Source organism: Phytobacter massiliensis JC163 (assembly GCF_000321045.1).
Taxonomy (GTDB): domain Bacteria; phylum Pseudomonadota; class Gammaproteobacteria; order Enterobacterales; family Enterobacteriaceae; genus Phytobacter_A; species Phytobacter_A massiliensis.
The window spans coordinates 252,281-273,023 of sequence record NZ_HE578946.1 but is presented as its reverse complement, the minus strand read 5'-3'; the positions used below and the strand labels follow the sequence as shown (position 1 = coordinate 273,023).

19 protein-coding genes and 1 riboswitch are annotated in these 20,743 nt (G+C 57.7%); of the genes, 8 read left to right on the top strand and 11 right to left on the bottom strand.

The features are described 5' to 3' along the window. Positions 1-10 precede the first annotated feature (10 nt). Positions 11-1,537 carry an MFS transporter gene (locus tag ENTHG_RS11715; RefSeq protein ID WP_044179875.1) on the top strand — a complete coding sequence of 509 codons (1,527 nt, stop codon included), beginning with the start codon at positions 11-13 and terminating at the stop codon, positions 1,535-1,537. Positions 1,538-1,586: 49 nt separating this feature from the next. Here ENTHG_RS11715 and parE read toward each other — a convergent pair whose 3' ends face one another. From parE to nudF, 5 genes are read right to left on the bottom strand one after another with little or no spacing between them, the layout of a single operon-like run. Continuing rightward, positions 1,587-3,479 carry a DNA topoisomerase IV subunit B gene (gene parE, locus ENTHG_RS11710; protein WP_044179873.1) on the bottom strand — a complete coding sequence of 631 codons (1,893 nt, stop codon included), beginning with the start codon at positions 3,477-3,479 and terminating at the stop codon, positions 1,587-1,589. 39 nt (positions 3,480-3,518) lie between these two features. Then, positions 3,519-4,094, bottom strand: coding sequence for an esterase YqiA (yqiA, locus tag ENTHG_RS11705; RefSeq protein ID WP_044179871.1), 576 nt, complete (start codon positions 4,092-4,094; stop codon positions 3,519-3,521). Next, complete coding sequence (cpdA, locus tag ENTHG_RS11700) at positions 4,094-4,921, bottom strand: 3',5'-cyclic-AMP phosphodiesterase (RefSeq protein WP_044179869.1); 828 nt, start codon at positions 4,919-4,921, stop codon at positions 4,094-4,096. Before cpdA ends, yqiA begins: the two co-directional genes overlap by 1 nt. A gap of 24 nt (positions 4,922-4,945) precedes the next feature. Continuing rightward, the gene (locus tag ENTHG_RS11695) at positions 4,946-5,368 is read right to left on the bottom strand and encodes a DUF1249 family protein (protein WP_044179867.1); all 423 of its coding nucleotides are present in this window, start codon (positions 5,366-5,368) and stop codon (positions 4,946-4,948) included. Then, complete coding sequence (gene nudF, locus ENTHG_RS11690) at positions 5,365-5,997, bottom strand: ADP-ribose diphosphatase (RefSeq protein WP_044179866.1); 633 nt, start codon at positions 5,995-5,997, stop codon at positions 5,365-5,367. The genes ENTHG_RS11695 and nudF overlap by 4 nt, the downstream gene beginning before the upstream one ends. Positions 5,998-6,201: 204 nt before the next feature. Between nudF and tolC the strand changes: the two genes are divergently transcribed. From tolC to ENTHG_RS11675, 3 genes are all read left to right on the top strand, one after another. Further along, on the top strand, positions 6,202-7,647 hold the full coding sequence (gene tolC, locus ENTHG_RS11685) for an outer membrane channel protein TolC (protein WP_044179865.1): 1,446 nt from the start codon (positions 6,202-6,204) through the stop codon (positions 7,645-7,647). A gap of 163 nt (positions 7,648-7,810) precedes the next feature. Then, the gene (locus ENTHG_RS11680) at positions 7,811-8,485 is read left to right on the top strand and encodes a DUF1190 family protein (RefSeq protein WP_044179864.1); all 675 of its coding nucleotides are present in this window, start codon (positions 7,811-7,813) and stop codon (positions 8,483-8,485) included. Between the two features lie 5 nt (positions 8,486-8,490). Next, positions 8,491-9,651 (top strand): glutathionylspermidine synthase family protein, encoded by a 1,161-nt coding sequence (locus ENTHG_RS11675; protein ID WP_044179863.1) that lies wholly within the window; start codon positions 8,491-8,493, stop codon positions 9,649-9,651. Positions 9,652-9,813: 162 nt separating this feature from the next. Here ENTHG_RS11675 and ygiD read toward each other — a convergent pair whose 3' ends face one another. Then, positions 9,814-10,605 carry a 4,5-DOPA-extradiol-dioxygenase gene (gene ygiD, locus ENTHG_RS11670; RefSeq protein WP_044179862.1) on the bottom strand — a complete coding sequence of 264 codons (792 nt, stop codon included), beginning with the start codon at positions 10,603-10,605 and terminating at the stop codon, positions 9,814-9,816. 196 nt (positions 10,606-10,801) lie between these two features. Here ygiD and zupT point away from each other — a divergent pair, with 196 nt between their 5' ends. Then, a complete protein-coding gene (gene zupT / locus ENTHG_RS11665) occupies positions 10,802-11,575 on the top strand; it encodes a zinc transporter ZupT (protein WP_044179861.1) in 774 nt (257 codons plus the stop codon). Here the strand turns inward: zupT and ENTHG_RS11660 are convergent. Both ENTHG_RS11660 and ribB read right to left on the bottom strand, forming a co-directional pair. Next, the gene (locus tag ENTHG_RS11660; RefSeq protein WP_044179860.1) at positions 11,558-11,782 is read right to left on the bottom strand and encodes a hypothetical protein; all 225 of its coding nucleotides are present in this window, start codon (positions 11,780-11,782) and stop codon (positions 11,558-11,560) included. The two genes, zupT and ENTHG_RS11660, sit on opposite strands and share 18 nt — an antisense overlap. 177 nt (positions 11,783-11,959) lie before the next feature. Next, the gene (ribB, locus tag ENTHG_RS11655; RefSeq protein ID WP_044179859.1) at positions 11,960-12,613 is read right to left on the bottom strand and encodes a 3,4-dihydroxy-2-butanone-4-phosphate synthase; all 654 of its coding nucleotides are present in this window, start codon (positions 12,611-12,613) and stop codon (positions 11,960-11,962) included. 93 nt (positions 12,614-12,706) lie between these two features. Next, positions 12,707-12,856, bottom strand: a riboswitch (FMN riboswitch). A 123-nt stretch (positions 12,857-12,979) separates the two neighbouring features. On the opposite strand from ribB, the gene ubiK reads away from it, so the two are divergent. The 3 genes from ubiK (at position 12,980) to ENTHG_RS11640 (ending at position 15,758) form a co-directional block, all read left to right on the top strand. Next, the gene (gene ubiK / locus ENTHG_RS11650) at positions 12,980-13,276 is read left to right on the top strand and encodes a ubiquinone biosynthesis accessory factor UbiK (RefSeq protein ID WP_044179858.1); all 297 of its coding nucleotides are present in this window, start codon (positions 12,980-12,982) and stop codon (positions 13,274-13,276) included. A gap of 137 nt (positions 13,277-13,413) precedes the next feature. Then, a complete protein-coding gene (locus tag ENTHG_RS11645) occupies positions 13,414-14,043 on the top strand; it encodes an OB-fold-containig protein (RefSeq protein ID WP_044179857.1) in 630 nt (209 codons plus the stop codon). Between the two features lie 17 nt (positions 14,044-14,060). Beyond that, entirely contained in the window at positions 14,061-15,758 is a 1,698-nt protein-coding gene (locus ENTHG_RS11640) for a flotillin family protein (RefSeq protein ID WP_237567478.1), read from the top strand. 47 nt (positions 15,759-15,805) lie between these two features. On the opposite strand, the gene hldE is transcribed toward ENTHG_RS11640, so the two are convergent. The 3 genes from hldE to ENTHG_RS11625 all read right to left on the bottom strand — a co-directional run. Continuing rightward, positions 15,806-17,236, bottom strand: coding sequence for a bifunctional D-glycero-beta-D-manno-heptose-7-phosphate kinase/D-glycero-beta-D-manno-heptose 1-phosphate adenylyltransferase HldE (hldE, locus tag ENTHG_RS11635; RefSeq protein ID WP_044179856.1), 1,431 nt, complete (start codon positions 17,234-17,236; stop codon positions 15,806-15,808). 46 nt (positions 17,237-17,282) lie between these two features. Continuing rightward, the gene (glnE, locus tag ENTHG_RS11630; RefSeq protein ID WP_044179855.1) at positions 17,283-20,135 is read right to left on the bottom strand and encodes a bifunctional [glutamate--ammonia ligase]-adenylyl-L-tyrosine phosphorylase/[glutamate--ammonia-ligase] adenylyltransferase; all 2,853 of its coding nucleotides are present in this window, start codon (positions 20,133-20,135) and stop codon (positions 17,283-17,285) included. 18 nt (positions 20,136-20,153) lie between these two features. Beyond that, positions 20,154-20,743 (bottom strand): CHAD domain-containing protein (locus ENTHG_RS11625; protein WP_044179854.1); only part of this gene is annotated, 590 nt, incomplete at its 5' end.

Here is a 20,743-nt window from a genome sequence, read left to right as displayed (position 1 = left end):
GAGATAAATTATGACTCGTTCAGAGAGAAAAATAACCATCCCCGTTAGTATCGGTTATGGCTTAACCGATATTATGGGCGGCGGCGCGTTTACGGTAATTGGCGCCTGGCTTCTTTTTTATTACACCACCTTTGTTGGTTTGTCGCCGCTGGAAGCGGCATCTATCGTGGCGATCGCCCGTATCGTTGATGCCGTTATTAGCCTGTTTATGGGCTCTTTTACCGACCATTTCTACAAAAACGCCCTCGGCAAGCGGTTTGGTCGTCGTCGTTTCTTCCTGCTGATCGGTTCGCCGTTGATGCTGGTTTATGCCCTGCTGTGGCTGAACGGCATGAACTACTGGTTCTATCTGAGCGTCTATCTCGCCTTTGAGATTATCGCTGCGATGGTGCTGATCCCCTGGGAAACCCTGCCCTCTGAGATGACCAAAGACTTCAACTCAAGGACTAAGCTTTCCACCGGGCGTATGTTCCTTTCCGCTACCGGCACCTTCCTGGCCACCTTTATTCCTGGCCTGCTGATTGGCTATCTCGGTGAAAAGAGCGCCGAAGCCTATCTGATTAACGGCGTGGTCTTTGCTATCGCCTTTATGGTGTGCGTATTTATCTCCTGGAAAGTGACCTGGGAGCGTGAATTAACGCCGGAGATGCTGGCGGAGCTGGATAAAGAGACTGCCCGTTCACGGGTGAATGTGCTGGGGCTGATCAAAGATTATATTTCGACCCTGAACGTGCGCGCATTCCGCAAACACCTGGCAATTTACCTGTTCTCTTTCACCGCGAAAGATATCTACAACACGGTATTTGTCTTCTTCTGCGTCTATTGCCTGCAGGTTTCATCCGCATTCGCAGGCAGCCTGCTGTCGATGAGTATTATCGGCCTGCCGGTGACGCTGATCGCCGGGTTCGCCATTATCAAATTTGGCCCGTCGCGTCTGTACGTGTTCGCCTACAGCGTAATGCTGCTTTGCCTGGGCGGTATTCTGCTGATCTATCTCTTCCCGACCGCGCACAAAGCGCTGCTGCTGGTGATTATTGCTGGCGTGTATCAGGTGGGCCGCTGCGTGCTGGAGTTCACCCCGTGGAACGTCTTCCCGTTCATCCCGGATATTGATGAGATGATTACCCGCGAACGCCGTGAAGGCCTGTTCGCTGCGGTGATGACCTTCTCCCGTAAAACAACGGTTGCTATCGCCACCTTTGTTGTCGGCTTTATCCTGCAGGAAGGGGGTTTTGTTAAGGGCAGTCTGGTGCAGCCGCCGGAAGCGGTGCATACCATCGCGCTGACGCTGTTTGTCGGTACGGCTGGCTTACTGGTGATTGCGCTGTGGCAGGCGATGACCTTCCACCTGAACAAACAGACTCACAAAATCTTTGTGGAAGAAGTTGAGCGGCTTAAAAACCACGGTTCGCGCGAAGCTGTAACGGCGGAAACGCGTAAAATTGTGGAAGATCTGACAGGGCATAAATACGAGAAGCTCTGGCCGGAAGCGAAGGCTTACCCTCTGCCAACAGAGGATTGTAAAGCCCTTTCCTGAGGCATCTCATTCGGCGTGAGCCCCGGTCAGGGGCTCAGGCCGATGGTTTTTACACTTCGATATCCGCCATATCCCCTTTCTCCTGTAACCAGTTACGCCGGTCTTCGGAACGCTTTTTCGCCAGCAGCATATCCATCATCGCGTTAGTACGCTGATCGTCTTCATCGCTGATAGTCAGCTGCACCAGGCGGCGGGTGTTGGGGTCGAGGGTAGTTTCACGCAGCTGCATCGGGTTCATCTCGCCCAGCCCTTTAAAGCGCTGCACGTTCGGCTTGCCTTTCTTGCGCTTGAGCTGCTCCAGCACGCCGGTTTTCTCTTCTTCGGTCAGAGCGTAGTAAACCTCTTTACCCAAATCGATGCGGTAAAGCGGCGGCAGCGCGACGTAAACATGGCCGTGTTTCACCAGCGCGCGGAAGTGCTTCACAAACAGGGCGCAGAGCAGCGTAGCGATGTGCAAACCATCGGAGTCGGCGTCCGCCAGAATACAGATCTTGCCGTAACGCAGCTGGCTTAAATCGTCACTGTCCGGATCGATGCCGATCGCCACAGAAATATCATGCACCTCCTGCGAGGCCAGCACTTCGTCGGAAGAAACCTCCCAGGTGTTGAGGATCTTACCTTTCAGCGGCATGATCGCCTGGTATTCACGATCGCGCGCCTGCTTGGCGGAGCCGCCCGCAGAGTCCCCTTCCACCAGGAACAGCTCGGTGCGGTTCAAATCCTGAGCGGTACAGTCGGCAAGCTTACCGGGCAGCGCCGGGCCGCTGGTAAGCTTTTTGCGCACCACTTTTTTCGCCGCGCGCATACGGCGCTGGGCGCTGGAGATGGCCATTTCAGCCAGCATCTCCGCCGCCTGCACGTTCTGGTTGAGCCACAGGCTAAAGGCGTCTTTCACCACGCCGGAGACGAATGCCGCGCACTGGCGCGACGAGAGGCGCTCTTTGGTCTGCCCGGCAAACTGCGGATCCTGCATTTTAACCGACAGCACGTAGGCGCAGCGCTCCCAGATATCTTCCGCCGAGAGCTTCACCCCGCGCGGCAGGATATTGCGGTATTCGCAGAACTCGCGCATCGCATCCAGCAGCCCCTGACGCAGGCCGTTAACGTGGGTTCCGCCCTGCATGGTGGGGATCAGGTTAACGTAGCTTTCGGTCAGCAGTTCGCCGCCTTCCGGCAGCCACAGCAGCGCCCAGTCGACCGCTTCGGTCTCGGCAGAAAAGTTGCCGATAAACGGTTTCTCAGGAAGCGTCGGCAGGCCGTTTACCGCTTCACAAAGATAATCGTTCAGGCCGTCCTGATAGCACCAACGCTGTTCGGCGTTGTTCACTTCGTCTTTAAAGGTGATCTCGACGCCGGGGCACAGTACCGCTTTCGCCTTGAGCAGATGGGTAAGACGGGTGACGGAGAAGCGCGGGCTGTCGAAGAACTTCTCGTCAGGCCAGAAGTGCACGCTGGTGCCGGTCGCCCGTTTTGCGCAGGTGCCGGTCACTTTCAGGTCGCTGACTTTTTCACCATTTTCAAAGGCGATATTGTAGACCTGCCCGTCACGTTTGACGTTCACCTCGACCCGACGCGACAGGGCGTTAACCACAGAAATCCCTACGCCGTGCAGGCCGCCGGAGAACTGGTAGTTTTTGTTGGAGAACTTACCGCCCGCATGTAGGCGGCAGAGGATCAGCTCCACCGCCGGTACGCCTTCTTCAGGATGGATATCCACCGGCATACCGCGACCATCGTCAATCACTTCCAGCGACTGGTCGGCGTGAAGAATGACATCCACACGCTTTGCGTGGCCTGCCAGCGCTTCATCCACGCTGTTATCAATGACTTCCTGACCAAGATGGTTAGGACGGGTGGTATCGGTATACATCCCCGGGCGACGGCGAACCGGCTCAAGCCCGGTGAGTACCTCTATGGCATCAGCGTTATAGGATTGCGTCATGGTTTGTTCGTAGATAGTGATCGCGTCGTTTCGGCAGGCTCAGTGCAGCCCAAGGAAATCGACAATCTGTGTGAAATGATTCTCAAAGCCCACAAAGGCATGGTTACCGCCCTCTTCCACCGTCTGACGGCAGGCATCGTAATAGGCCACAGCCTGACGGTAATCCAGCACTTCATCCCCGGTCTGTTGCAGTAGCCAGAGTAAGTCCGGCGCTTCCAGCGGGTCGACCTGCATCACTTTGAGTTCGTAAATATGGCGAGACTCTAGCACATATTGCTCGCCGGTGTAGGGGTTCTCGTTGTGCCCCAGATAATCCGCCAGCAATTCAAATGGCCGTACCGCTGGATTGACCACCACCGCAGGCAACATGAAACATTGTGACAGCCAGGTCGCGTAGTAGCCGCCCAACGATGAGCCGACAATCCCCAGCGGCTGCCCGCCGTGGGCCATCACCAGCGTCTCCAGCAGTTCAGCGGCCTGCGCCGGGTAAGGCGGCAGTTGCGGGATCACCACTTCGGTTTCCGGATGGTGCAGAGCAAGCCACTCGCGGAACTGGGTGGCCTTCGCGGAGCGCGGGGAGCTATTGAAACCGTGTAAATAAAGGAGCGTAGCCATCAGTATCCTTCTGAGGCGGTATCCGGGCTAAAGCGCGCGCTTTGCAAACGGCAGACTTCGGTCTGCACGCGGCCATCCGGGTAAAGATCCAGCCAGCGCCAGCCTGGCGCGATGGTATCAAGGGTGAAATTGGCGCAGTGGGGTTTGAACTGCACGCAGGTAGAGGGCGTCGCCAGTAGCCTGCGGCCGTTCCAGTCGACATCCAGTTCCTGATGAATATGCCCGCACAGCAGGTGCTTTACCTGCGGAAAGCGCGCCAGCACATTATCAAGCTCTGCGGCATTGCGCAGGCTGTGCTGATCGAGCCAGCTACATCCGGCAGGCAGAGGGTGGTGGTGCAATAGCAGCAGGGTATGACGCCCTTCACTGGCGGCCAGCTTCTTTTCCAGCCAGTCGAGCTGGAACTCGCTCAGTTCGCCGTGCGGCACGCCAAAAACCTGACTGTCGAGCAGCAGAATTTGCCACTGCTCGCCAATCAGCACCTGTTTAGCCGGGGAGATGCCCGCTTCCTGTAACGCGTTGAACATGGCGGGCTGAAAGTCATGATTGCCGGGCAGCCAGACGCAGGGCGCGCCAAAGCTTGCGATGCCCTCCGCAAAATGCTGGTAGGCCGCAGCCGTTTGATCCTGCGCCAGGTCGCCGGTAGCGACAATTAAATCACACTCACGCTGCTGGGCCTTGATGGCCTCCAGTACGGCCTGATAGCTTTCCCAGGTATTTACCCCTAACAGCGTCTCATGCTTTTCGGCAAACAGGTGAGTGTCAGTAATTTGTAATATCCTGACTCTGGCCCCACCAGCCAGAGAGAGGTTTAACAGGCTTTCCAAATGGTGTCCTTAGGTTCCACTACGCTAACAAACCGGAATCGCCATTGCTCCATGTGCTAAACAGTATCGCAGCCAGTCGGCCAGAAACTGATTAATTTGATGCTTTTCGTCGCGCTGATGCAACTTTTTATTCGGATAATCATACCGCGCTTTGAAGCGAAAGATCTGCTGACTCGAACACACTTCGGCCACCATCGCGTCATGGTACAGACGCACCGTCATTGACGGCAGGCTCCAGTAGCTCACCGCCGGCGCGGTTTGCTCAATTTCCACAAGCGTAGTGTAGCGGGTGGATTCAACAATCGTTAATCGGTATTGCGCATTGGCCACCTGATAACTCACCGTTTCGCCCGTCTCGTCGTTTCGCGGCAGCAGGCGGCGCAGCTGGGCGAAATTCGTTTCGCACAGGCGCATCATTTCAGGAAAGTCAGGTGTGTAACGCTTCATTTTTTCCACTCTTTTCGTAAACTCTCATAATGCAGTTGCAGCCATTGCAGAGCAATGACAGACGCCGCGTTGTCAATTTTCCCCTCTTCAACCCACTGGTAAGCCTGTTCCCGGCTCACCACATGAACACGAATATCTTCGTTTTCATCCACCAGACCGTGAATACCTTCGGCCTGCGTGGCGTCCACTTCGCCCACCATTAAGGACAAGCGCTCGCTGGTGCCGCCAGGGCTTGCCAGATAGCTCATAAATTTCTTCACCCGTCCAACGGTCAGCCCCGCCTCTTCTATTGCCTCGCGGCGGGCGACATCTTCCACCGTTTCGCCCTCTTCGATCATGCCAGCCACCAGTTCCAGAAGCCACGGGCTTTCGCTGGTATCGAACGCCGCGATGCGGATCTGTTCAATCAGCACCACTTCATCGCGCACTGGGTCAAAGGGTAGCAAGACTGCGGCGTGACCGCGTTCAAAAATTTCGCGCCTCACTTCGCCGCTCATTTCGCCGTTGAATAAGCGATGACGAAAACGATAGAGATCGAGCGAAAAAAAACCGCTATAGAGTTTTTCTCGTGCAATAATTTCTACATCGTTTTTGGTGAAAGTCACAGCTGAGGTATCTGGCTTGCGCATGCGGGTATCCTGTTTGTAATAATGTTGATTTTGTGGATTTCAAGTCTGTTTAATGTCGTTTTCTTTGCCTTATGTTAGATTGGGGCAAATTTACGCCGGATGGCACGTTACGCCAACCTTCTGCGGTGGCACTCTCTGTTAGAATCGGCGATTATTTTTACAATTTAGACCAGCGCTATTCATGCTTCACAACAAGGAATGCAAATGAAGAAATTGCTCCCCATCCTTATCGGCCTGAGCCTGACAGGTTTCAGCGCCATGAGCCAGGCAGAAAACCTGTTACAGGTTTATCAGCAGGCGCGTTTAAGCAACCCGGATCTGCGTCGTTCCGCCGCCGATCGTGATGCTGCTTTCGAGAAGATTAACGAAGCGCGCAGCCCGTTGTTGCCTCAGCTGGGTTTGGGTGCGGATTACACCTACAACAACGGCTATCGCGACAATGACGGCGTTAACTCTAACGCGACCAGCGCCTCATTGCAGCTTACCCAATCCTTGTTTGATATGTCGAAATGGCGTGCGCTGACGCTACAGGAAAAATCTGCTGGTATTCAGGATGTGACCTATCAGGCCGACCAGCAAACGCTGATCCTGAACACCGCTACCGCCTATTTTAACGTACTTAGCGCGATAGATTCACTCTCTTATACCGAAGCGCAGAAACAGGCTATTTACCGCCAGTTGGATCAAACCACCCAGCGTTTCAACGTTGGCCTGGTGGCGATCACCGACGTGCAGAACGCCCGTTCACAGTATGACACTGTTCTGGCGAACGAAGTGACCGCGCGCAACAATCTCGACAACGCCGTCGAGTCGCTGCGCCAGGTAACCGGCAATTACTACCCGGAACTGGCGTCGCTGAACGTAGAGCGCTTTAACACCGACAAGCCGAAGCCGGTGAACGCCCTGTTGAAAGAGGCTGAAAGCCGCAACCTGTCGCTGCTGCAGGCGCGCCTCTCTCAGGATCTGGCGCGTGAACAGATTCGCCAGGCGCAGGATGGCCATCTGCCGACGCTGGACTTAACCGCGTCCACCAGCGTCTCCAACACCAAATATAACGGTTCTGCTACCAGCGGTGCGGCCGGCCAGGCGTATCAGGATCGTAACATCGGTCAGAACTCTGTTGGCCTGAGCTTCAACCTGCCTATCTATAGCGGCGGTTCCGTAACCTCTCAGGTAAAACAGGCGCAGTACAACTTCGTCGGCGCGAGCGAGCAGCTTGAAAGCGCGCACCGCAACGTGGTGCAGACCGTACGCTCCTCGTTTAACAACGTGAATGCCTCTATCAGCAGCATCAACGCCTACAAACAGGCGGTGGTTTCCGCGCAGAGCTCATTGGATGCGAGTGAAGCAGGCTACTCCGTGGGTACGCGTACGATCGTTGACGTGCTGGACGCGACCACGACGCTCTATAACGCTAAACAGCAGCTCTCAAACGCGCGCTATAACTACCTGATCAACCAGCTGAACATTAAATCCGCTCTCGGCACGCTGAACGAGCAGGATCTGGTGGCGCTGAACAACTCGCTGGGTAAAGCGATTCCTACCACGCCGGAAAGCGTAGCCCCGGAGAACCCGGAGCAGGACGCCCGCGTTGAACGTATGGCAAGCGGACTGACCGCACAGCCTGCTTCGGCAAACGTGATGCAGTAAGCTTTTTTACCGCTACATACGCAACGGGGGCACATAGCCCCCGTTTTTACGTAAGGCAACGTAAAGATCCCCGCCGCCGCCCTCTGCTGCGCTTCATTTTCAGCCGCTCATCCTCTATCCTCACCTTTTAGCTATCACTATCTATGGGTCCAGGAAGACATATATGAAACGGACAAAAAGTATTAATCACGCGATGTTTCGCAAAAGCTGGAGCGCACGTCATCTGACGCCCGTCGCGCTGGCGGTAAGCGCCGTGTTTATGCTGGCGGGCTGCGAGCAGAACGATGAAACGGTGAAGATGTATCAGAACGCCGACGACTGCGCGGCGGCGAACCCAGGCAAGAGCGCCGAATGTAAGGCGACCTACGATAACGCCCTGAAAGAAGCTGAGCGCACCGCGCCGAAATATGCATCACGTGAAGATTGCGTGGCGGAATTCGGCGAAGGCCAGTGCCAGCAGGCTCCTGCTCAGGCGGGTATGGCGCCGGAAAACCAGGCCCAGGCGCAGCAGTCTGGCGGCAGCTTCTGGATGCCGCTGATGGCCGGTTACATGATGGGACGCCTGATGGGCGGCGGCGCGGGCTACGCTCAGCAGCCGCTGTTTAGCTCCCGTAATCCGGCAAGCCCGGCCTATGGTCAGTACACCGACGCGAGCGGCAAAAGCTATGGCGCAGCCCAGTCGGGCCGTAGCGCAACGGTATCGAAAACGGCAATGGCGCCGAAACCGGCAACCACCTCGACCATCACCCGTGGCGGCTTTGGCGAGTCTGTGGCGAAACAGACCTCTATGCAGCGTAGCGCCACCGGCGGCACCTCTACCCGTTCGATGGGCGGTTGATCGCTATGGAGAGAATCAGCATTGTCGAGCGTCCGGACTGGCGCGAGAAGGCCACCGAGTATGGCTTCAATTTTCACACCATGTACGGCGAGCCGTACTGGTGTGAGGATGCCTATTATCAGCTGACGCTTGCGCAGGTTGAAAAGCTGGAAGACGTCACCGCCGAACTGCACCAGATGTGCCTGAAAGTGGTTGATAAAGTTATCGACAGCGATGAGCTGATGGCCAAGTTTCGCATTCCGAAACACACCTGGGGTTTCGTCCGCCAGTCGTGGAAAACGCATCAGCCTTCGCTCTATTCACGTCTCGATCTGGCGTGGGATGGCGTAGGCGAGCCTAAGCTGCTGGAAAACAACGCCGATACGCCGACATCGCTGTACGAGGCGGCATTCTTCCAGTGGATCTGGCTGGAAGACCAGATCAACGCCGGCAAGCTGCCGGAAGGGAGCGATCAGTTCAACAGCCTGCAAGAGAAGCTTATCGAGCGCTTCGCCCAGCTGCGTGAACAGCATGGCTTTAACCTGCTGCACTTCACCTGCTGCCGCGATACCGTTGAAGACCGTGGCACCGTGCAGTATCTGCAAGACTGCGCCGCCGAAGCCGAGGTGGCGAGCGAGTTTCTCTATATCGAAGATATTGGCCTGGGTGAAAAAGGCCAGTTCACCGATTTGCAGGATCAGGTAATAAGCAACCTGTTCAAGCTCTATCCGTGGGAATACATGCTGCGCGAGGTCTTCTCGACCAAGCTGGAAGATGCGGGCGTGCGCTGGCTGGAGCCGGCCTGGAAAAGCATTATCTCTAATAAGGCGCTGCTGCCGATGCTGTGGGAAATGTTCCCTGACCACCCTAACCTGCTGCCTGCTTATTTTGCCGATGAGCCGCACCCGGAGATGGAAAAGTATGTGGTGAAACCCATCTTTTCCCGTGAAGGGGCGAACGTCTCGATTATCGAGAATGGCAAAACCATAGAGCAGGTAGAGGGACCGTACGGCGAGGAAGGGATGATCGTCCAGCAGTTCTGTCAGTTGCCGAAGTTTGGCGACAGCTATGTGCTTATCGGTAGCTGGCTGATTAACGACCAGCCTGCGGGTATCGGTATTCGCGAAGATCGGGCGCTGATCACCCAGGATCTGTCACGGTTCTATCCGCATATTTTTGTTGAATAACGTGCCACGTTTCCACGACCTGTAGCCCGGATAAGGCAACGCCGCATCCGGGAAAATCCCGGGTGCGCTGACGCTTACCCGGGCTACGCATCATCGACCTGGACAGAAACGTAGCCCGGATAAGGCAACGCCGCATCCGGGGAATCCCGGGAGCGCTGCCTTTTACTCTCCTACCTGTACCGACAACATACTGATACTGCCCATCTCAATACCTTCAACGGGAACGGAGATCTTCTCCTCGCCGTCCCACGCGCCCAGCACGTACAACAGCGGCAGGAAGTGGTCCGGCGTCGGGTTGGAAAGCGATCCCCCCTCATGCGCCATATAGTTCACTAGCGGGTGTTCTTCCGAAGGCCCCTGCCACGTCAGATTGCTTTTTACAAACTCATTAAAAGAGACGGCCCACGGGTAAGGCGTACTCTCGCCATTCCAGCGCGCCGTGCGCAGGTTGTGCACCACGTTGCCGCTCGCCACCAGCATCACCCCTTCATCACGCAGTGACGCCAGCCTGCGGCCCATCTCCAGATGCCATGCCGCCGGTTTGGTAGAGTCGATACTCAACTGCACCATCGGAATATCCGCCTGCGGGTACATCTTGATCAGCACGCCCCAGGAGCCGTGGTCAAAACCCCATGCTTCTTTGTCGAGGGCGACCGGCACCGGTGAAAGCAGCTCCACAAGGCGCTGCGCCAGCGCTGGCGAGCCCGGTGCCGGGTAATGGGTGTCATACAGCGCCTGCGGAAAACCACCGAAATCATGAATGGTCTTCGGCGCGTCCATGGCGGTCACGCCAGTGCCGCGGGTAAACCAGTGGGCGGATACCACCACTATCGCTTTCGGGCGCGGCAGCGTCTCCCCGAGCTGATGCCAGGCACGAGTATAGATGTTATCTTCCAGCACGTTCATCGGGCTGCCGTGGCCCAAAAAGAGTGCTGGCATACGTGATGCAGACATGATGATATCCTTACTGAGCGTGTCAATTTGATGCTGACACCTTACCCCCTTTGCGGGCGGGATGAACTCAGATAAGCGTGAAGAAGACTTTCAGTATTTTTGAATGTAAGGATTACGTAAAAATGACGTCGCGGCCTCGCTTTAGCGTGCATTAATCATTAACATTAATGAGAATCATTATCATAAGGAGTGAGACATGTCAGCACCATTGATTCTGACGCTTCTGGCAGGTGCCGCGACCTTTATCGGCGCCATCCTGGGGGTTTTAGGTCAAAAGCCGTCTAACCGCGTACTGGCGTTTTCGCTCGGTTTCGCTGCCGGGATCATGCTGCTTATCTCGCTAATGGAAATGTTACCTGCCGCGCTGGGCACGGAGGGAATGTCCCCCATGCTGGGCTACGGCATGTTTATCGTCGGGCTGCTGGGCTACTTCGCCCTCGACCGTATGCTGCCCCACGCTCATCCGCAGGATTTAATGCAGGCGGAGGCAAAGCCCCTTCCGCGCAGTATCCATCGCACCGCCATTCTGCTCACGCTGGGCATCAGCCTGCACAACTTTCCTGAGGGGATCGCCACCTTTGTTACCGCCAGCAACGACTTAGAGCTGGGCTTTGGCATTGCGCTGGCGGTAGCCTTACACAATATCCCGGAAGGGCTGGCCGTTGCCGGGCCGGTGTATGCGGCGACGGGGTCAAAACGTAAAGCAATCTTCTGGGCGGGCATATCAGGGCTGGCCGAAATTCTTGGCGGGGTGCTGGCGTGGCTGATCCTGGGAAGCCTGGTATCGCCGGTAGTGATGGCGGCAGTGATGGCCGCCGTGGCAGGCATTATGGTCGCGCTCTCCGTGGATGAACTGATGCCGCTGGCAAAAGAGATAGACCCCAACAACAACCCAAGCTACGGCGTGCTGTGCGGCATGTCTGTGATGGGGCTAAGCCTGGTCGCCCTGCAATCAATGGGCTTCGGCTAACGTTGATCCCGGCGCTGCCCGTTCAGCGGCAGTGCCGGTACTCTCATCCTGCGGCTGTAGCATTTCCAGCTGCAGCAGCGCCCGGTGATACCCTTCCTGTATGGCATCCCGCTCCTGACGGTAAGCACGGCAGTAACGCCGCAGCCGCACAATATATCCCGCCATCAACGCCAACACGACCAGAAAACAGAACCAGGAAACTACCATAACCCCTCCAGCAACGTCGCCATCCTGCGGCATATTTTCGCCTACCACTTTATAAGTAGCCGCCGCAGGTAGCCAGTCGTGAGATCAACAAAACAGGGAATGCTGCGTAAGGAAGGGAAATAAAAAGGGCAAAAAAATCCGAAGCCTCAGGCTTCGGATCGTTTAGACAAGCGGCGCTTAGCTGGCTTTGCGCTCATGTTCGCGGCGATACGCCACCAGATCTTCGATAGTCACCACCGCCATATTGTGTTCGCGGGCAAAGGCGATGCACTCCGGCGCGCGGGCCATAGAGCCATCTTCATTGGTCAGTTCGCACAGTACGCCTGCCGGTTTGAAGCCCGCCAGGGTCACCAGATCGATAGTGGCCTCGGTATGGCCGCCGCGGGTCAAGACGCCGCCCGGCTGCGCGCGCAGCGGGAAAACGTGACCGGGACGGTTCAGATCGGAAGGTTTAGCGCCGTCAGCAATGGCTGCGCGGATCGTGGTGACGCGGTCAGCGGCGGAAACACCGGTGGTGACGCCGTTTGCCGCTTCAATAGTCACGGTAAAGCCGGTGCCGTAGGCGCTGGTGTTGTTTTCCACCATCATAGGAAGATCGAGTTGTTTACGACGTTCTTCGGTCAGGCAGAGGCAGACAATGCCGCTACCGTGGCGGATGGTCAGCGCCATCTGTTCAACGGTCATGGTTTCAGCGGCAAAGATCATGTCGCCTTCGTTCTCACGATCTTCATCGTCGAGAACCATCACTCCGCGGCCCTCGCGCAGCGCGGCTGCAGCGTGTTCCACACGTTCGAAAGGCGTGCCAAAAGAAGAAAGCAGCGTCTGATTCATGGTAAAAGACCTCATTAAAATTATGGTTACCAGAATCAGGGCAGTCTTAGGAGCATAAAAAATAACGCGAGCGGACCCCAGGCCCGACAGATTCGTTACTCTCTCCCATCCGGACTCTAACCGTCGGCCCCGGAATTACACCGGATCTGCTGACCTTCCAGTTTGCACCGGAAGCGCTCGCGGGCTTTCAGCGTACGCTGATTTACCGCCGGTGGGGAATTTCGCCCCGCCCTGAGAATAAGCGCGTTAACTATAACGCCATTGATTATCTTCGGCAATGTATAACCTTCAAACAATTCTGGTTTATCACCTCCCGATATCACACTACAATAATTGTCAGAATCCAGCCGAACAGGGAACACACCAATGATTGACCCGAAAAAAATTGAACAAATTGCGCGTCAGGTCCATGAATCTATGCCGAAAGGGATTCGCGATTTCGGGGAAGACGTCGAGAAGAAGATTCGTCAGACCCTGCAGGCGCAGCTCACCCGTCTCGATTTGGTCAGCCGCGAAGAGTTTGATGTGCAAACCCAGGTGCTGTTGCGCACCCGTGAAAAACTGGCCCTGCTGGAGCAGCGCCTGAACGATCTGGAAAACCGCAACGCGCCTGAGGAGATCAAGCCCGCGCCTGCGATCCCGCCGGTCGACGGCCAGCAGTAAGGTTCTCCCCCCCGGTAGCCCCCCGCTGCCGGGCCTCTCTTTTTGCGCGCTCGCTCGTAATCCAGAAGATCCGCTGTTCTCTTTCCAGATACTGGTGATATTATCATGGGTATATCCACATAATTCAGGGAGGAGTTATGGATCTATTTTCGGATTACAATTCGCCATACCTGTTTGCTATTTCATTAGTTTTATTTATAGGTCTGGCGGAAGTTATTTCTCTCATCTGTGGAAATTTCCTTTCCGGCGCTATCGACGCGCATATTGACCACGGCGACTTTTTCTCTTCCGGGCATGTCGGGCAATTTTTTCACTATCTCAATATCGGCAAAATTCCGGCGCTGGTTGTGCTCTGTTTAATTGCCGGATTTGTCGGCCTGTTCGGCCTTTTCTTTCAGCACCTGTGCGTGCAATACCTGCAGGCGCCGCTCTCTAACTGGCTGTTAACGCCGCTCTGCCTGTTGCTGTCCGGCTTCTGTACCCACTACACGGGCCGCCTGCTCGCCCCGTGGCTACCCAGAGACGAAACCAGCGCCATCACCGAAGATGAGTATATCGGCTGCATGGCGTTGATTACCGGCCCCGGCGCTTCGGCGCAAAGGCCCTGCGAGGCCAGGCTGACCGATAAGTTCGGCCAGGCGCACTATTTATTAGTGGAGCCGGAAGAGGGCAAACAATTGAAGCGGGGAGACAAGGTGCTGATTATTTGCCGTTTGTCTGCCACCCGTTATCTGGCAGAGATCAATCCCTGGCCAACCGTGCTGTAAAAACTCCTGGAGATATTATGGAAGATATGTTTAACGCATTACCATCATGGATGATTTACTCCATCATCACCGTTTTCGTCATATTAATTATTGGGGTTATATTTGCCCGGCTATACCAAAGAGCGTCTGCCGAACAGGCTTTCGTGCGTACCGGGCTGGGCGGGCAAAAAGTGGTGATGAGCGGCGGCGCCATCGTCATGCCTATTTTCCATGAAATTATTCCCATCAATATGAATACCCTCAAGCTGGAGGTTAGCCGCGCCACCATCGATAGCCTGATCACCAAAGATCGTATGCGCGTGGACGTGGTGGTCGCTTTCTTCGTGCGGGTTAAGCCCTCCGTTGAAGGCATTGCCACCGCCGCCCAGACGCTCGGCCAGCGCACGCTGTCGCCGGAAGATTTGCGCATCCTGGTGGAAGACAAATTCGTTGACGCCCTGCGCGCGACCGCCGCGCAGATGACCATGCATGAACTGCAGGACACCCGTGAAAACTTCGTTCAGGGGGTGCAGAACACCGTGGCGGAAGATCTCTCGAAAAACGGCCTGGAGCTGGAGAGCGTCTCGTTAACCAACTTCAACCAGACCTCTAAAGAGCACTTCAACCCCAATAACGCCTTTGACGCCGAAGGTCTCACCAAGCTGACCCAGGAGACGGAACGTCGCCGCCGCGAGCGTAACGAAGTGGAGCAGGACGTTGAAGTTGCCGTGCGCGAGAAAAACCGCGACGCCCTGTCCCGCAAGCTGGAAATTGAGCAGCAGGAAGCCTTTATGACGCTTGAGCAGGAGCAGCAGGTGAAAACCCGCACCGCCGAGCAGAACGCGAAAATCGCCGCTTTTGAAGCCGAACGCCACCGTGAGGCGGAGCAGACGCGCATTCTCGCCGAGCGGCAGATTCAGGAGAGCGAAATCGAGCGCGAGCAGGCGGTACGCACGCGTAAAGTCGAAGCCGAGCGTGAAGTGCGGATCAAAGAGATCGAGCAGCAGCAGGTTACCGAAATCGCTAACCAGACCAAATCAATCGCCATCGCCGCCAAATCTGAGCAGCAGTCTCAGGCCGAGGCCAAAGCCAGCGACGCGCTGGCCGACGCGGTTCGCGCCCAGCAAAATGTGGAAACCACGCGCCGCACCGCAGAAGCGGATCGCGCCAAGCAGGTGGCGCTGATTGCCGCCTCGCAGGATGCGGAAACCAAAGCCGTAGAGCTGACGGTCCGGGCGAAAGCGGAAAAAGAGGCGGCGGAGATGCAGGCGGCGGCCATTGTCGAACTGGCGGAAGCAACCCGCAAGAAAGGGCTGGCGGAGGCCGAAGCGCAGCGCGCCTTTAACGATGCGGTCAACATGCTCTCTAATGAACAGACCAGCCTGAAATTCAGAATGGCGCTGCTGCAGGCGCTGCCAGCAGTGATTGAGAAATCCGTCGAGCCGATGAAAGCCATCGACGGCATCAAAATTATTCAGGTTGATGGTCTGAACCGTGGCGGCGCGAGCGGTGAAGCTCTCGCTACCGGCGCAGGCGGCGGCAACCTGGCGGAACAGGCGCTCTCTGCCGCGCTCTCTTACCGCACCCAGGCGCCGCTGATCGACTCGTTACTGAAAGAAATTGGCCTTACGGGGGGATCGCTGTCGGATCTGGTTGAACCGCTGAAAGGCGTAGAAAGTAAGACCGCGCCTGCGGTCATTACCGCCCAACCGGAAGCGGAACCAGAACAGGCCTGAGCGTAACGCCAGCCGGATAACGGACATACCGTTATCCGGCGAAGCGGTTACCGGTTATCTTTCTGGATCTTTTTAATGATATTGGTGGTGGAGCAGCCGTCTTCAAAGTTGAGCACCAGCACTTCACCGCCGTTCGCCCACACCTCTTCGCTGCCCGCTATCTGTTCAGGTTTATAATCGCCGCCCTTCACCAGCAGATCCGGCAGGATGGAAGCGATAAGGCGCTGCGGGGTATCTTCTTCAAACGACACCACCCAGTCTACCGCCTCCAGCGCGCTCAGTACGATCATACGCTGCTCAAGCGGGTTAACTGGCCGTGTCTCCCCCTTCAGGCGACGGGTGGACGCGTCGCTGTTTACCGCCACGATCAACCGATCGCCAAGCTTACGGGCGTTAGCCAGATAGGAGACATGCCCCGCGTGCAGAATGTCGAACACGCCGTTGGTCATCACCACTTTTTCACCGCGCTTACGCGCCGCCGCCACCGCCTCGCGCAGATCCTCTTCGGTCATCACGCCGAAGCCCGTCTCCGCACGCCCGCGCACCGCGTTCTCCAGTTCGATGGGCGAAACGGTAGAGGTCCCCAGCTTGCCGACCACCACGCCCGCTGCGGCGTTGGCAAAGTAGCAGGCCTCTTCAAGGGTATTTCCCGCCGCCAGCGTCGCCGCCAGCACGCCAATGACCGTATCGCCAGCACCGGTCACGTCATACACTTCCTGCGCCTGGGTAGGCATATGCAGCGGCGCTTTGCCCGGCTGCAACAGCGTCATCCCCTGCTCGGAGCGGGTAACCAGCAGCGCACAGAGATCGAAATCAGCAATCAGCTGCATGCCGCGCGCCACGATCTCCTCTTCGTCTTTGCATTTTCCCGCCACCGCTTCAAATTCAGAGAGGTTAGGCGTCAGCAGGGTCGCCCCACGGTAGCGTTCAAAGTCGGTGCCTTTCGGGTCGATCAGCACCGGTACGCCCGCGTTGCGGGCCAGCGCTATCATCTTCTGCACGCTGACCAGCGCCCCTTTAGCATAGTCAGAGAGCACCAGCGCGCCGATGCTGCCGAGCGCCTGGTTGATACGCTCGTGCAGCGGCTCAGGATCGACGCCGTCGAACCCTTCCTCAAAGTCCAGACGGATCAGCTGCTGGTTGCGCGACAGCACGCGCAGCTTGGTAATGGTCGGGTGGGTAGGAACAGAAACGAAGTCGCATTTGACGTTAACATCCGCCAGCGTTTTGCTCAGCGCGCGGGCGGCGTCATCAATACCCGTCAGCCCGACCAGACGCGCGTTAGCGCCCAGCGAAGCGATGTTCATCGCCACGTTGGCCGCGCCGCCGGGACGCTCTTCGATGGTGTCGACTTTCACCACCGGCACTGGCGCTTCCGGCGAGATGCGGCTGGTCGGGCCGTACCAGTAGCGATCCAGCATCACATCGCCCACGACCAGCACACCCGCTTGATTAAACTCTGGCAGCGTTACTTTCATTCCAGTCTCCTGAGAGATACAAAATTTGCGCGCGATAATACCATACTTACGCGTCGCCGCACGGCTCCACTAACCACCTGTTCCAGCAGGCGCGCACCATGTCGCGCTCGGCAACAAAACGGCTTTGCGCGACGTGGCCCGGCAGCTCCTGCAGCGCCAGGTGGTGAAGCTCATCACGCAGCGTGGTGTAGGCGGTAGTGAGCGCCTGCGCCTCCTGCTCATCCATAATGCCGTTTTGCGCCAGCCCTTCCAGAATACGAACGTTATCAGACCAGCGGGTCAGCTTTGGTCTGGCGTGCGCATAGCGCAGCACAAGGTACTGAGTAATAAACTCAATATCGGTGATCCCGCCTTCATCCGCTTTAATATCAAAGCGATCTTTATGCTTATTGCTGAGGTGGGCGCGCATCTTCTCGCGCATTTCGCGCACTTCGGTTTGCAGGGTTTCGCCGTTACGCGCCGTGGTGAGAATAGCGCGGCGGATAGCGTCAAACTGCCCGGTAAGCTGCGGGTCGCCGTAGACTACGCGGGCGCGCACCAGCGCCTGATGCTCCCATGTCCAGGCTTCGTCACGCTGATAGTCGGCAAAGGCGTCAGCGGTGGTCACCAGCATGCCTGCCGCGCCGGAGGGGCGTAGCCGGGCGTCCACTTCGTACAGAATGCCGGAAGAGGTGCGGGTGCTGAACAGGTGCATCACCCGCTGGGCAAGGCGCAGGTAGAACTGACGCCCGTCGATTTCACGCTCGCCGTCGGTGACCACATCGGCCGGGCAGTCATGAAGAAACACCAGATCCAGATCGGAACTGTAGCCCAGCTCCCAGCCGCCAAGCTTACCGTAACCCACCACCGCGAAACCGCGCCCTTCCCGGTCGTGCAGGTGCGTTGGTTGACCGTAACGGGCCACCATCAGGTTCCAGGCCTGATGCACCACCGCATCGATGATGGCCTCCGCCAGCCAGGTTAAGTGATCGCTCACTTTCATCACCGGCAGCGTTCCGGCCAGATCGGCTGCCGCCACGCGCAGCAGCTGCGCCTGCTTAAACTGCCGCAGCGCCTCCAGCTGCTGCTCTTCGTCATCATCCGGCACACGCAGCAGATACTGACGCAGCTCATCACGATAGGCATTCATCGCCGTCGGCTGGTAGAGGGTATTGGGATCGAGCAGTTCATCCAGCAGTAGCGGATAGCGCGCAAGCTGGCTGGCGACCATCGGCGAGGCGGCGCAGAGCGAAATCAGGTGCTTGCGCGCGCCGGGAAATTCACTAAGCAGCTCAAGGTAGGTGGTGCGGGTGACTATGCCGGACAGCAGCGGCGTCAGGCGCGACAGCGGCACCGGCGCATCGTCGCGGGAGCAGACATCGCTCAGCAGGTGCGGCATCAGATGATCCAGCACCTGACGCCCGCGCGGGCCAATGGTGCGTTTATCCAGCTCTTTGCGAAAATCGGCGATCAGCGCTACGACCCGGCGGCGATCGTCATCAGACAGATGCGCCAGCCCCGGCGTGCTGTCCTCTTCCTGCAACGCATCCTGCCACAGTTCGCCCCACTGTTCGGAGAGGGCATCCTCCTGGCTTTCCGCCTCATCGTCGCCAATCAGCGCGTTGAAGATAGCCCGCACGGCGGCCATCTGTTTATCCAGCGTCGCCGTCAGGGCCGCCCAGTCAGGCGCGTTCATTCCCCAGGCCAGCCGCGCGCGGTTTAGCTCATCGGCGGGCAGGGTCTGCGTCTGCTCATCGTTGATACTTTGCAGCAGGTTTTCCAGCCGCCGCAGGTAGAGGTAAGCCTCACGCAGCGTGGGCGCATCCCCCGCGGGCAACAGGCCGAGTTTGTCGATGGCTTCAAGTGTCGGCAGCAGCGAACGGCACTGCAGCGATGGCTCACGCCCGCCACGAATGAGCTGGAACACCTGGACGATAAACTCAATCTCGCGGATGCCGCCCGCCCCCAGCTTGATGTTGTCTTTCAGACCACGGCGGCGCACCTCGCGGGCAATCATCCCTTTCATATTACGCAGCGACTGAATCACGCTGAAATCAATATAGCGGCGGAAGACAAAAGGCCGCAGCATCGCCCGCAGTTCGCTGGCGTAGACATCGTCTTTGTCGCCCATGATGCGGGCTTTCACCATCGCATAGCGTTCCCAGTCGCGCCCCTGCTCCTGGTAGTAATCCTCCAGCGCGGCGAAACTCAACACCAGCGGGCCGCTGTCGCCGAAGGGACGCAGACGCATATCTACCCGGTAGACAAACCCATCCTGGGTGGGCTGGTCGAGCACTTTAATCAGCCGCTGCCCGAGGCGGGTAAAAAACTGCGCGTTATCCAGTTCGCGCCGCCCGCCGCGCGTGACGCCATTTTCCGGCCAGGCGAAAATCAGATCGATATCCGACGAGAAGTTCAGCTCGCCGCCGCCCAGCTTGCCCATGCCCAGAATCAGCAGCGGCTGCGCTTCACCCTGCTGATTTGAGGGCGTGCCCCACTCCCGACAGCAGGCGGCGTACAGCCAGTCGCGGGCGGCGACGATCAGCGTCTCCGCCAGCACGCTAAGCTGTTGTAAAATCGCCTCTTCGCTTACCAGTTGCAGCGTCTGCGCCCAGGCGATGCGGACCATCGTGCGCCGCCGGAACAGGCGCAGCGCCCGCATTAAGGATGCCTCATCCGCAACGCTCTCCAGCGCCTGCTGTAGCGCCTGCTCGTAGCCGCGCCACTCCTCCGCCTGCGGCGGTTCAGCCTGGAGCGCCACCAGCCATTCCGGGTGCGCCGCCAGGCTGTCATGGGCAAAGTCGCTGAAAGTGAGTACTAACTTAGCCTGTTCGTCGAGAGGGAGTTCGCTTAACGCCTCAGGCAGGCGGGAGCGTACCGTTTGCCAGTGCTGCGAAAGCTGCGGAGAGTGCGGCATCATTCTGGGAGTCCTTACCGGTTAGCGTTTGCCGCTGTGCAGCCAGAACGGCGGCTGACAGATGGCCTCATTACGGAAATGTTCGATTTCAATGCGCTGGCGGGTTTCAATCGCGTGGCGCAGCCCCTGCCAGTTCTCCAGCCAGGCGTTAGCCTGCGGAGCGTCATAGAACCCGGCGAGCAGCAGAATATGGTCGGTCTCGCGCGCCAGGCGCGGCAGCTGATCCCGGTAGCTATCACCCAGCGGGTGGGCAAAGGCGCTTTTCAGTTCGGCGGCGCTGCGGGAAAGTTGCACATCGGCGAAGCGCTTAAAGGAGTCAGCGAATTTCGCCTGCGCTTTGTCATCCAGGAAGGTACGCCAGCCCTGCGTCACCAGCCACTCGGTCAGCAGCAGCTTCGCCGTCGCCGCCTCGGTGCTCCATGCCGCCGTCGCGGCGGAAACCTCGGTAGTCAGGGTGGCCTCTACCTGCGTCAGCAGGTCGCGCAGGCGGGCGCTCGCCTTGCGGGGCACGATGCCGCCAAACAGCGCCAGCGTATGGCGTACCAGCCCAATGGCCGCCTGCACATCCGCTTTTGCGCGCTCATTGCCGCGCACCCACAGCTCTTCATGGT